Annotated in this window: 8 protein-coding genes and 1 riboswitch; of the genes, 3 read left to right on the top strand and 5 right to left on the bottom strand. The window is 63.6% G+C overall.

What is annotated here, in order from left to right; translation table 11 throughout:
- The first annotated feature begins 54 nt into the window (after positions 1 to 54).
- Positions 55 to 900: an NADPH-dependent 7-cyano-7-deazaguanine reductase QueF gene (gene queF / locus FSY45_RS09650; RefSeq protein WP_003067725.1), complete on the top strand. Its 846-nt coding sequence runs from the start codon at positions 55 to 57 to the stop codon at positions 898 to 900.
- A gap of 97 nt (positions 901 to 997) precedes the next feature.
- Here queF and FSY45_RS09645 read toward each other — a convergent pair whose 3' ends face one another.
- From FSY45_RS09645 to FSY45_RS09630, 4 genes are all read right to left on the bottom strand, one after another.
- Positions 998 to 3,358: a hypothetical protein gene (locus FSY45_RS09645; RefSeq protein ID WP_046460337.1), complete on the bottom strand. Its 2,361-nt coding sequence runs from the start codon at positions 3,356 to 3,358 to the stop codon at positions 998 to 1,000.
- A 74-nt stretch (positions 3,359 to 3,432) separates the two neighbouring features.
- A complete protein-coding gene (locus FSY45_RS09640) occupies positions 3,433 to 4,989 on the bottom strand; it encodes a PAS domain-containing methyl-accepting chemotaxis protein (RefSeq protein WP_046460336.1) in 1,557 nt (518 codons plus the stop codon).
- 137 nt (positions 4,990 to 5,126) lie between these two features.
- Positions 5,127 to 6,344 (bottom strand): DNA polymerase IV, encoded by a 1,218-nt coding sequence (dinB, locus tag FSY45_RS09635; RefSeq protein ID WP_187427553.1) that lies wholly within the window; start codon positions 6,342 to 6,344, stop codon positions 5,127 to 5,129.
- A 199-nt stretch (positions 6,345 to 6,543) separates the two neighbouring features.
- Entirely contained in the window at positions 6,544 to 8,064 is a 1,521-nt protein-coding gene (locus FSY45_RS09630; RefSeq protein ID WP_003067734.1) for an amino acid permease, read from the bottom strand.
- Positions 8,065 to 8,607: 543 nt separating this feature from the next.
- Positions 8,608 to 8,707: riboswitch (glycine riboswitch) on the top strand.
- A 171-nt stretch (positions 8,708 to 8,878) separates the two neighbouring features.
- Between FSY45_RS09630 and FSY45_RS09625 the strand changes: the two genes are divergently transcribed.
- Positions 8,879 to 10,147 carry a D-amino acid dehydrogenase gene (locus FSY45_RS09625; protein ID WP_003067736.1) on the top strand — a complete coding sequence of 423 codons (1,269 nt, stop codon included), beginning with the start codon at positions 8,879 to 8,881 and terminating at the stop codon, positions 10,145 to 10,147.
- A gap of 100 nt (positions 10,148 to 10,247) precedes the next feature.
- Complete coding sequence (locus FSY45_RS09620) at positions 10,248 to 11,678, top strand: amino acid permease (protein ID WP_046460334.1); 1,431 nt, start codon at positions 10,248 to 10,250, stop codon at positions 11,676 to 11,678.
- Between the two features lie 162 nt (positions 11,679 to 11,840).
- Here the strand turns inward: FSY45_RS09620 and FSY45_RS09615 are convergent, their stop codons facing one another.
- Complete coding sequence (locus FSY45_RS09615) at positions 11,841 to 12,773, bottom strand: DMT family transporter (protein ID WP_046460333.1); 933 nt, start codon at positions 12,771 to 12,773, stop codon at positions 11,841 to 11,843.
- Between the last annotated feature and the right edge of the window lie 183 nt (positions 12,774 to 12,956).

Below are 12,956 nucleotides of genomic sequence, written 5' to 3'. Positions count from 1 at the left end.
TTACAAAGCGCCAGCAGCTATCTTTTTTACTGCTGGCCATTTTGTTTTTGAATCATGCACACCCCTGAACAATCGCAGCTGGGCAAAAGCTCGGCCTATGTGGACCAGTACGACGCGTCCCTGCTCTTCCCCCTGCCACGCCTGACCAAGCGCGAGGAAATCGGCGCCGCCATCAACCCACCGTTCTTTGGTGCCGATCTGTGGACTTCATTCGAAGTTTCCTGGCTCAATCTGCGCGGCAAGCCCCAGGTGGCGCTGGCGCATTTCACCATCCCCTGCGAGACGCCCAATCTGATCGAGAGCAAGTCCTTCAAGCTGTATCTGAACAGCTTCAACAACACCCGCTTTGCCGACGCCAGCGAGGTGCTGGCGCGCCTGCGCACCGATCTGTCCGAAGCCACCTGGCGCGGCAGCGAGGCCCAGGGCAGCGTGGGCGTGCGGCTGCTGCAGGCAGAGCAGTTCGATGCCCAGCAAGTGCATGAGCTGGACGGCCTGCTGCTGGACCGCCTCGATGTGGAGTGCACCCGGTACACGCCGGCTCCCGAGCTGCTGCGCGCCAACCACGACGAAGCCCCCGTCAGCGAAACCCTGGTCAGCAACCTGCTCAAGAGCAACTGCCTGGTCACCGGCCAGCCCGACTGGGGCAGCGTGCAGATTCAATACAGCGGTGCGCAGATCGAGCAGGAAGGTCTGCTGCAGTACCTGGTGAGCTTTCGCAATCACAACGAATTCCATGAGCAATGCGTGGAACGCATCTTCATGGACATCTGGACCCGCTGCAAACCCATCAAGCTGGCCGTCTACGCCCGCTACACACGCCGCGGCGGCCTGGACATCAACCCCTTCCGCACCAGCCACCCGGGTGCCCTGCCCGCCAACGTGCGTACGGCACGCCAGTAACACCAGCACCGACTCAATCAGGGGCAGCAAGCAAGGGCCGCCCCGCAGCAAAGCTGCCGTCCCCCTCAGGGGGAGGCCTCAGAGTGGCTCAAGGGAATCAACTCTTCCATGGGCAGTCATCCTGTCCCAGCAAAGCCTCGGCATAACGCAGATCCTGAATGCGCAGCCACAGCCCGTTCATGCCCTGGCGCAGGGGCTCGACGGCAGCACGCTGCCAGGTCTGCGCTACCACGAGCTGACGCGCCGCTGCGGGCTCCGACTGGGGCTTGTGAAACGCGCTGGCCTCGCCCTGCAGCGCCACTTCGTCAGGCAAGGGCAGATCCTGCCAATGCAGGCCCTGGGCATCCCAGCCCTGCAGCACCGGCATGCGCGCCTTGAGTGTCAGCGTGCGTACTTCCTTTTCCACGGGGTTGAGCCAGTGCAACTGCCATTGACCCAGCTCGCCATAGCGTGTCTCCACGGGCTCCAGCAAGGCCCAGCCTTCGCCTGAAGGATGGGGACAGGCGCAGGGCCCGACACCGCAGAACGCCAGACCGCTGCGCGTCATGATCACGCCGTCCTTGCGAGGTTCATCATGCTGCCAATAGTGATTGACGCGCTCGTTCACGCCGCCCCACCACCAGACGGTGTCTCCGCGCACATCGTCACGCCAGACATAGTCGCCGTCGGAACAGGGGTGTTGAATCTGTCTCACCTCGCGCCAGCGCGGCAGCAACTGCCAGCGCCCTTGCGCATCGGGCGCCAGTTCGCGCTCTGAGTAGAGCGGGCGCCAGTCGGGTCTTGCCAGATGGCTGGCCGATACGGACTGCAGAGGCCAGCGCCAGGATGCGGTCGAGGGGTCCCAGTCCTTGTCCGCCAGGCTGGCCGTCAGCGCCAGCACGCGCAGGCGGGCAGCCATGCCGCCCTTGACCGAAGGCACAGCGGCCAGCCGCACCACGGGCCAGGGCAGGTCCACGCTTTGCAGGCGCTCCCCGTCCCAGACCTGCAGGCTGCCGCTGCCACCGCGAATCGGTGCACGCCCATGCGGCATGAGAATCGCCCAGCGTCCCTGCACGATCACGTGTTCCAGCGCCCAGGTGCCGGGCAGATGGCGTTCGCCCCATTGCAGGTTGTAGGCCGCCGTTTCGCCCAGCTCCTCCCTGGCAGGCTTGGACAGGGTCCAGATCAAGCGCTGCCCCTTGAGCGGCTCGCTCTGCGCGCGCCACAGCGCGGGCTGCGCCGGATCACGCAGCCAGTCGAAACACAAGGGAAGCGAGGGTTTGAGGATGGGCAGGCCATCGCGCTGATGGGCAGCGCAGACATCCACCTCGCTCATGGCGCAACTGATGCTGGTGCCATCGTGCAGGCGCTCGGTCTCGGGCGTATCTAGCTGCACTTTCTGCAGCAGCAGTTCATTGAGCCAGCTCAGCGGCAAAACCGCTGGCGCTTGCGGCTCGCTCGGCGGCTCAAGATCCGGCAGGGCCAGGGCCCAGGGCTTGCGATCCTCGGGCATCAACTCCAGCCATTGCTGCCAGCCTCGCTCCATGGTCCAGACGGCCAGCCGCAGGCTGGCCTGGCTGGCATCGCCCTGGGTGGGGTAGGCATAGAGCGCAAAGGCCCGGGCATCGGCACGCCAGACCATGCTGTGGCTCTCGTCCAGCACCCAGGGCTGGGCGGCCTCACCCAGCATCAGCTGCCAGTGCGGATTCTGCAGCGGAGCCATGGGATAGCGCAGCTTGCGCAGCGAAGCCGGCCAGTGGCGCTGCAGCGCCACCGGCGGCACTGAGGTGGGCTGAGCCGGTTGTGGCAGAGTCGGCATGGGCCGGGCGACTTCGGCAGGCAGGCAGTCGGCCGGCACCCAGAGATCCACCACCTGCAGCAGGGGCTGCGGCTGCGCAGCCATATGCTCGCCCAGCCAGGCCTCGAAGCTGGCATCAGACATGATCACATGCGCATCGTCGGCAATGCCGCTTTCGTTGATGCTCTCGCCACTCCAGCGCGGCATGCGCCAGTGGATGACATCCAGCAGCTCGCCTTCCGGCTTGCTGATCACCCAGCTGCGACGTGATTTGCGATCGACCAGATGGGCGACCTCGCTGTCATAAAAGCCCGTGCGCAGCCAGCGCCCGTCATAGGAGGTGTGCATGTCCATCTCCCAGACATGGGGCAGGTAGACGCCGTCCGCACACAGCACATCGCCATAGATGGGACCGCCCATGCCGCGCTCGCCCTGGGGGCGAAAATTCACATCCCTGCTGGCCTCTGACGCCGTATCCGCCTGCGCCGCAAGCTCTTGATCGGAGAGTGTCTGCGCCGCAACCTCCGACGCCGTTCCGGCCTGGGCCACGGACGGCTCGGCCTCCTGCTGGGCAGTTGCAGACGACGCGGGTCTGGCGTCAGCGCGCAAACGCGATATCAGCCAGATCAGCAAACACAGGGCCAGCGCCGCAATGGCGATCAGGATCAGCACAACACTCATGGCGCAATCCTACCGAAAGCCGATGTGAAAAAGGCAGCTCCAAGGCTGCCTTTTCAGAGCAAGACCACAAAAGCCTAGAGATGGAACACGTCCACCGAACGCTCCAGCGTCTTGGCACTCTGGCGCAGCGATTGCGCAGCACTGGTCGACTGCTCCACCAGGGCCGCATTCTGCTGGGTCACGGAGTCGAGCTGGGCCACGGCCTCGTTGACCTGGGAGATCCCTATCGACTGCTCACGCGTGGCAATGCTGATCTGGTGCACCAGGGAGCCGACCTTGTCCACGGCCTGCACCATGCCGTCTATGGTCTGACCCGCGGCACGCATGCGCGCGTTGCCGTCATTGATGCCGTCGACCGTGCGGTTGATGAGCACGCTGATCTCCTTGGCCGCTTCGGCGCTGCGCTGGGCCAGTGCCCGCACCTCGCCCGCCACCACGGCAAAGCCGCGACCCTGCTCGCCGGCCCGCGCCGCTTCCACGGCCGCGTTCAGCGCCAGCAGATTGGTCTGGAAGGCAATGCTCTCGATCACGCCAATGATCTCGCTCATGCGGGTGGAGGAGCCGCGGATATGCTCCATGGCCAGTCCCACTTCGCTGATGGCCGCGCCGCTGCGGCTGGCCACCTTGCTGCTCTCGTCGCTGGCACCGGCCATGAACTGTGCCGTATCGGCCGTCTGCGACACGGTGCCCGAAATTTCCTCCATCGAGGCCGCAGTCTGCTGCAGGCTGGTGGCCTGTGACTCGGTACGCCCTGCCAGATCGAAACTGCTCTGGGCGATTTCATGGGCGGTCTGGGCAAAGCCCTGCACCTCGGTACGCACATCGCCCACCACGGCGCGCAGATTGATCTGAATCTGCTGCAACCTCAGCATCAGCGCCCCCACGGCACCGCTGTAGCTCTGGCTGCATTCGGTGCTCAGATTGCAGGCTGCCACATCGGCCGCAAAGCGGCTGGCTTCCTCCAGTCCCGCCACGCAGCGCCGTTGAAAGCGCCACAGCACGAATGCGCCGCCTGCCACCAGGCTTGCAGCACGCCAGCCCCAGGCGGCTGCACCCAGCCAGCCCAGCATATCGGGCAGCATGGCGATCAAGGCCACGATGGCCAGCAACCAGGCCATGCGCGCCACCAGGCCCACATCCTTGCGACCGTCCCACCAGCCCATCAGCCCCAGACGGCGCACCGCGCCCGCACGCAGGCGGAAGCTGGCCTGGGCCTGCTTTTCCTCGTTGCGCATGCGCGCGTACAGCGCTTCGGCTTCGGCCACTTCCCTGGCCGAAGGCTTGGTACGCACCGACAGATAGCCGCTGGGCTTGCCGCCTTCCATGATGGGCGTGACATTGGCGCGCACCCAGTAGTGGTCGCCGTTCTTTCGGCGGTTCTTGACCAGTGCCGTCCAGGGATAGCCATGGGCGATGGTGCGCCACATGTCCTTGAAGGCGGCGGCCGGCATGTCGGGATGGCGAATCAGATTGTGCGGCTGGCCGATCAGCTCTTCATAGCCATAGCCGCTGACGCGCACGAAAGCGGGATTGCAATGCGTGATCTCGCCCTTGGTGTTGGTGCTGGAGACCAGCAGCTCGTCACCTGGAAAGTCGTAGTTTTGTTGAGATACCGGCAGGTTCAGGCGCATGCTTTGCACTCCTCCAATAAGCCTGTTTAGTTTTTGTTCGAGAGTGAGCGATCAGGCATCCCGTCGACAGCTGGTTAACCAGATACACAAATTCACACTTGGATCATCGCACAGTGATGATTCCCGAGCCCCCAGGCTCAGAACAGAGATGCGGTATAGGGATCCGAATGCTTGACCGAGGTCAAACCATGAGGTCTGAGCAGCAGATCTCTTGCCACCGGATCGTGGGCGCTGGCCTGCCAGAGCTGCTCGGCAATCAGGCCCGAGACCTTGACCCCCAGCAGCCTGATGCGCTTGCCAAGCGGCACGCGCTTGAGGCATTGGCCTGCGGCCAGGCGGATGGCTGCCGCATTCTGTATCGGCAGGTTCAGGGTCTGGTCCCGCGTGGCGATCCTGAAATCGTCATAGCGCAGCTTGATGCCCACGGTGCGCCCCACATAGCCCTTGCGCTGCAGATCCTCGGCCAGACGCTCGCACAGGTCCGTGAAGATCGCGCCCAGTTCGGCCTTGTCGCGCACGGCATGCAGATCGCGCTCGAAGGTGGTCTCGCGACTCATGGAAACCGGCTCGCTCTCGGTTACCACAGCGCGTTCGTCCCGCCCCCAGGCAGACTCGTGCAGCCAATGGCCATAGCTTTTGCCAAACCAGTGCAGCAGCTGCGGCAGGCTTTGCGCGGCCAGGTGACCAATGGTTTCTATGCCCAGGCTCTTGAGCTTGGCATCGGCCTTGGGCCCTATGCCGTTGACCTTGCGGCAGGCCAGCGGCCAGATCCGGCTTTGCAGATCTTCGGGCTGGACGATGGAGATACCGTTGGGCTTGTTGAACTCGCTGGCCATCTTGGCCAGCAGCTTGTTGGGAGCCACACCGACCGAGCAGGTCAGGCCCGTGGCATCGAAGATGGATTTCTGGATCAGCCGGGCCAGCACGCGTCCGCCTTCGCGCTGGCCGCCGGGCACGTCGGTGAAGTCGATGTAGACCTCGTCCACGCCGCGGTTCTCCATCAGCGGAGCAATCGACACGATGATCTCTTTGAAGGCCCGGGAAAAGCGCCTGTACTCGGCAAAGTCCACGGGCAGAAGAATCGCCTGCGGGCACAGCCTGGCGGCCTTCATCATGCCCATGGCCGAGCCCACGCCGAACTGCCGTGCCGGATAGGTGGCCGTGGTGATCACGCCGCGCCCCGTGTAATCGCGCAGCAGCGGAAAGTCCGCCACCGGGATCTCGGACAGCGGCCGCCCCGCATGCCGCGCCAGCAGCTCTTCGTCAAAGCTGCGCCTCCCACCACCGATCACCACCGGCAGCCCCTTGAGCTGCGGGTAGCGCAGCAGCTCCACGGAGGCGTAGAACGCATCCATGTCCAGATGCGCGATGCGCCTGGGTCTGGGCTCGGGGCTGGTGGGAAGATCGCTCACAGCACCGATTTTGCCTGGGCTGGCCAGAGACGGCAGTCATGCGTCAAACAGGCACACAGACACCGGGAAACGGCAAGCAGCGCCAGCCCCCGGACCTGCTGCCATCCCCTCCCGAACAGAGAAGGGGAAGGCTCAAACAGCCTCAGGACGAAACCTTGCCCTGCTTGATGTCTTCGAGCTCGTCAAAGCGCATATCGGCATAGCTGACCCAGGTCTTGCGCTTGACCAGCCAGTAACCCAGCCAGAACAGCAGGAACAGCGGAATGCCCAGATAGGTCGACACCACGCCGCCCCAATCGATGCGATCTTCCAGGAAGGCCTGATAGTTCTGGCCCAGCGTCACCACCAGACACAGCACGAAGGCAAAGATGGGGCCGAAGGGGAAGGCGCCGGCCTTGTAGGGCAGCAGACCCACATCGTGACCATGCATGACATAGCCGCGACGGAAACGGTAGTGGCTGACGGCAATGCCCAGCCAGACGATGAACTCCGTCATGCCGGCCAGATTCAGCAGCCAGATATAGACGGCCTGCGGGCTGTAGAGCGAGGAAAAGAGGCACAGGCTGGCGACCAGCGTGCTGCCGATCAAGGCCACCAGCGGCACGCCGTTCTGGGTCAGCCGGGAGAAGATGCGCGGTGCATTGCCCTCGGTCGCCATGTTGTAGAGCATGCGCGTGGCTGCATACATGCCGGAGTTACCGGCCGACAGCACCGAGGTCAGGATCACCGCATTCATCACCGTGGCCGCCGACAGCAGGCCCGCGTGCTGGAACACCAGCGTGAACGGGCTCACGGCGATATCGGCCACATCGGTGCGCAGCAGCTGCGGATCGGTATAGGGAATCAGAAAGCCGATGACGACAATGGCCAGCACATAGAACAGCAGGATGCGCCAGAACACCTGGCGAATCGCACGCGGCACGTTCTCGCGCGGATTCTCGGATTCGCCCGCCGCCACGCCCACCAGCTCCGTGCCCTGGAAGGAATAGGCCACGATCATGGCCACGCCCACAAAGGTCGCGAAATTGCCGACGAATGGCGCATCGCCCGTGGTCCAGTTCTCGAAGCCCGGTACATGGCCGTTGCTGATGATGCCGAACAGAATCAGCACGCCAGTGATCAGAAAGGCCACCACGGCCAGCACCTTGATCAGCGCGAACCAGTACTCGGCCTCGGCAAAGCCGCGCGCGGAAAACGCGTTCAGCCCCACCATCAGCAGCAGGAACAGGCCGCTCCAGAGGATGCCCGGCACATCGGGAAACCAGTAGGCCATGACCAGTTGCGAGGCCACCAGATCCACCGCCACCACCACGGCCCAGCTGAACCAGAAGTTCCAGCCCAGCGCAAAGCCGAAGCCGCGATCCACATAGCGCGAGGCATAGGTCGAGAAGGAACCGGCCACCGGCATGAAGGCAGCCAGCTCGCCCAGGCTGGTCATGATGTAGTACACCATGATGCCGATGAGCAGATAGGTGAGCACGGCGCCGCCGGGGCCGATCTGGGCGATGGCCGAGCCGGAGGCCACGAACAGGCCCGTTCCGATGGCGCCGCCAATGGCGATCATGCTCAGGTGGCGCTGCTTGAGCACCCGGTGCAAGCGGGGCTGGTTATCGTCACCATCACCAGTCGGCGCGAGCTGCTGGCTTGAGTTGGGTTGGGACATAAATGTCTTGTTGTAATGGTTTGCGCCCATCCGGACAAAACACCCAACCATCCCGCAGGCGCTGCGACAGGCAACGCAAAAAGGCGACCATGACGGTCGCGGGCAACAAGGACAAAGGAACGAAGCCATGACAGCAGAACGCCATGGCGGATAGGCCAGTTGCATCCTGAATCGGCAGCCACCCCAGTCGGGTGCTTCAATGGCAAAGCGGTGATATCGCCGGGCCCATTGACAGGCAAAGACGATATTTTGCCCAAATCCACCGCCGACCATGACCCGCCATGCCAATGCAGGGGCTGACTCTGGGGCTGCTCGGCGGCACTTGACAGCGTCTATCGCTATGAATTTAGAAGCACACTGCGCTTTAATAAATTCATTTTCATAGACAAATAATCAATATTCCCTTGAAGGATAAGCGGTAGGCGCTATCAAATAGCATGGGCCCGACATGAGCAGCCATGGCTGAGCCCTGGCGCAGAAGTCTAGAAAACCCGTATATCCAGGCGCCGCCATTCTTCCTACATTTGCCCACAGGCTCTCAGCCCGGTGATGCCGAGAGAGACTGCAGCGCAAACTTGGCGCATGCAGCGCCGAAGGAGCAACCGCCCCGGAAACTCTCAGGCCAAAGGATCGGCATCGCTTTCACACACTCTGAAGAATGTCCGGACGTCATCGTCCGCCGGGCATACCGAAGGAGCAAGCGAGCAGCGCCGCAAGGCCCTGCCTCGTGAATCTCTCAGGTCCAGAACAGAGGGGGCGTTCGCTGCGCATGTTGCGCACGGGCTCCACCCTTGACGTTTCTGGAATCTGAATCATGAAGACAATCGCCGTCATCGGCGGTGGCATCACGGGCGTGACCACCGCCTACGCCCTCGCACGCCGCGGATTTTCCGTCACCCTGTTCGAGAAGCAGCGCTATGCCGCCATGGAAACCTCGTTCGCCAATGGCGGCCAGCTCTCGGCCTCGAACGCCGAGGTCTGGACCCATTGGTCCACCATCGTCAAGGGCCTCAAGTGGATGTTCAAGAGCGATGCTCCGCTGCTGCTCAACCCCAGGCCCAGCTGGCACAAGATTTCCTGGTTCTGCCAGTTTCTCGCTGCCATCCCCCATTACGAGAAAAACACCGTGGAGACCGCCAGGCTGGCGATTGCGGCACGTGAGCACCTGTTTGACTGGGCGGCCAGCGAAGGCATTGACTTCGATCTGAAGCAAAAAGGCATCTTGCATATCTACCGCGACCGAGCAGGCTTTGAACATGCGGGCAAGGTTTCCCGGTTGCTGGCCAAAGGCGGTCTGGAGCGCCGCGCCGTGACACCGCAGGAGATGCGCTCCATAGAGCCGACCCTGTCCGGAACCTTCTACGGCGGCTACTTCACCGAGAGCGACTCCACGGGCGACATCCACAAGTTCACCAGCGGCCTTGCCGCCGCCTGCGAGCGACTGGGCGTGCAATGCCGCTACGGCCAGGAAATCGTGTCGGTGAACAGCAATGGCAAGCAGGCCAGCGTGACCGTGCGCCAGGGCCTGGAAACCGAGACCTCGACTTTCGACGCCATGGTGGTCTGCGCAGGCACGGCCAGCCGCGCCCTGGCCGCCCAGCTCGGCGACAGCGTCAACATCTATCCGGTCAAGGGCTATTCCATCACGGTGAATCTGCCGGACGAAGCCAGCCGCGCCGCAGCCCCCGTGGTGAGTCTGCTGGACGACGAGACCAAGCTGGTCACCAGCCGCCTCGGCGACGATCGCTTCCGAGTTGCCGGTACGGCGGAGTTCAACGGCTTCAACAAGGACATCCGCGCCGACCGCATCCGCCCGCTCATCGAATGGGTTCAGCAGTGCTTCCCCGGTGTCAGCACGCGCAGCGTCGTGCCCTGGGCTGGCCTGCGCCCCATGATGCCGGACATGCTGCCGCGCGTGGGCCCCGGCAACAAGCCCTGCGTGTTCTACAACACCGGCCACGGCCATCTGGGCTGGACCTTGTCGGCCGTCACCGCCGACATGGTCGGCGACCTCGTGCTGCAGTCCATGGGCAGCGCCAGCAGACAGCCCCGACCGGCCACGCTGAGCACCGCCAGCGCCTGACCACGACCTGAAAACCTCATCAACAAGCCAGACACGGCAGCTGCAGCGCCCCGTGAGGGGCAGCTGTTGCCGTGTGAATGGCAAAACGGAGACATACAACATGAGTCGAAATCATCCAAGCGCAGCCGGGGAGTCGCTGCAGCAGACAGGGGAGCTGGAGCGCGGCCTCAAGGACCGGCACATCCAGCTGATCGCCCTGGGCGGTGCCATTGGCGTGGGCCTGTTCCTGGGCTCGGCCAAGGCGATCCACAAGGCCGGGCCGCTGCTGCTGGTCAGCTACGCCATCGCGGGGCTGGCCATCTTCTTCATCATGCGGGCACTGGGCGAGTTGCTGGTGCACCGCCCGGTGGCCGGCTCTTTTGCCACCTATGCCGAAACCTATGTCAGCCCCTGGGCCGGATTCGTCACCGGCTGGACCTACTGGTTCACCTGGGTGGTGACGGGCATGGCCGAGCTCACGGCCATAGGCATCTACACCCATTACTGGTTTCCGGCCATTCCGCAATGGGTTCCGGCGCTCGCCACCCTGGCCGTGCTGCTGGGCGTGAATCTGATTGCGGTCAAGGTCTTCGGCGAGCTGGAATTCTGGTTCGCGCTGATCAAGGTCGTGACCATTGTTGCCACGCTGGTGCTGGGTGTGGCCATCATCACCACGGGCTGGGGACCGCTGGGCCAGACGGCAAGCTTCGCCAATCTCTGGTCGCACGGCGGCTTTGCGCCCGTGGGCATGGTGGGCGTGGTCTTCACCCTGCAGATCGCCTGCTTTGCCTATACCGGCGTGGAGCTGATCGGCGTGACGGCCGGCGAGGCCGAGTCGCCCGAGAAAGTGCTGCCTCGCGCCACCAACAGCATCGTCTACCGCATTCTGATCTTCTATATCGGTGCCCTGATCGTCATCATGTCGCTGGTGCCCTGGAACGAGCTCAGCCCCGACATGAGCCCCTTCGTCCATGTCTTCGACAAGCTGGGCATTCCCGCCGCTGCCGGCATCATCAACTTCGTGGTCATCACCGCCGCAGCCTCTTCGTGCAACAGCGGCATCTTCAGCACGGGCCGCATGCTCTATACGCTGGCGCAATTCAAACAGGCGCCCGCCAGGCTGGGCCGGATCAATTCACGCCATGTGCCGGCCGCCGGCATTTTGATCTCTGCAGCCTTCATGCTGGTCGGCGTGGTGCTGAACTATCTGGTGCCCGAGGAAGCCTTCATCTACGTGACCAGCATTGCCACCATAGGCGCCGTCTGGACCTGGGGCATCATCGTCTTCTCCCATCTGCGCTATCGCCGCGCCGTCAGCCTGGGTCATGCCGCAGCCGTGGCCTACCGCATGCCCGGCGCGCCGTTCACCAACTGGTTTGTGCTGGCCTTTCTGGCCGTGGTGCTGGTCTGCCTGTCGCTGGATGCCAGCACCCGCGTGGCGCTCTATATCGCGCCCCTGTGGTTTGCGCTGCTGACGATCGGCTACCGGCTCTACGCGGTCAAGCCCGAGCAGCGCCAACGCCTGGCGCAAGCGCAACAGCAAGCCGCCTGAGGCGCAGCACAGCCGCGCTGTCGATGCCCTGGCTGCAGCTGAGACAGCGACAGCCGCGGCAGCACGCTATTGATTCAGAAGCTTCTTGCGCTTTTTCATAGTTCATTTCAAAGACTTTTAGCTTTGAAAAAGAGCATAGACAAGCGCAGGTAGCTCTTGAAATCAGAGCTGCAGACAGATCAGCACCAGGCCCAGCATCATCAGCGCCATGCCCAGCTTTTCCGTCAATGAGAGCTTCTCGCTGAACACCTTGCGCGAGACGATATAGCTGAACACCACCTCCACCATGCCCAGGGTGCGCACGGCAGCGGCCCCCTGCATGGCATAGGCGGTGAACCAGGCCAGCGAGGCCGCAGCGCCCATGCTGCCGGCCAGCAGCGAGATGCGCCAGGCCTTGAAGATGGGACGCAGGCCCTGCTCATGGGTTCTGACAATCCAGGCGCTCATGACGACGGACTGCATGGTCTGCGCGATCAGCACGCCCCAGGCCCCGGACAGCCAGGGCGAGCTCACGCCCAGTGTTGCGATCTCGACCGCGCCGCCGCGAAAGCCCACCGTGGCCAGCGCAAAACAGGCGCCGCAGATCAGCCCGTAGACCGAAGATTTGCTGGTCCAAGCCGAGAGCGTGAACAGCTGCCCGCGCGGCGGCAGCGACAGCATCAGCACGCCCACGGTGGCAAGCACCATGGCCAGCAGCGCCAGCCGGGTCGGCAGCTCGTGCAGAAACATGGCGGCAAACAAGGCCACCTGCAGCACCTCGGTCTTGGACAGCGTGACCGCCACGGCAAAATTGCGCTCCTTCATGGCCATGAGCAAGGCAGCCGTGGCCGCAACCTGAAAGAAGGCACCAAGCGCGATCCAGCCCAGATACGCGGCACTGAACTTCGGCAGCACCAGGGACGGATCGCCCAGACTGTACAGCGCCAGCAGATAGATGGCAGCAAACGGCAGGCCATAGAGAAAGCGCACCAGCGTGGCTGGCAAGGTGCCGACCTGCACCGTCAGCGAGCGCTGGGCCGTGTTGCGCACCGTCTGCGCCGCCGCCGCAAACAGCACCACCCCCACCCACAAATATTCCATTCCTATGCCCGGCATGAGATGCTTTCTTTTCTGTTAGCGCGCCAGCATAGCGCCGGCTGCCGGACGGTGCTGACGCGATTCGTGCAGTCCACCCGCTCAAGCCAAGGCGACGTGAAGCGCGAACGGCTTCCGTTCTGGTGACGAAGCCTCCACCCCGGCAAAATAACCTCAAATCCAGACCATTTCTGCGTCTTTAGC

Source organism: Comamonas sp. Z1, assembly GCF_008121555.1.
GTDB lineage: Bacteria > Pseudomonadota > Gammaproteobacteria > Burkholderiales > Burkholderiaceae_C > Comamonas > Comamonas thiooxydans.
The sequence above is the reverse complement of the archived record's forward strand: the minus strand, read 5'-3'. Positions and strand labels throughout refer to the sequence as shown.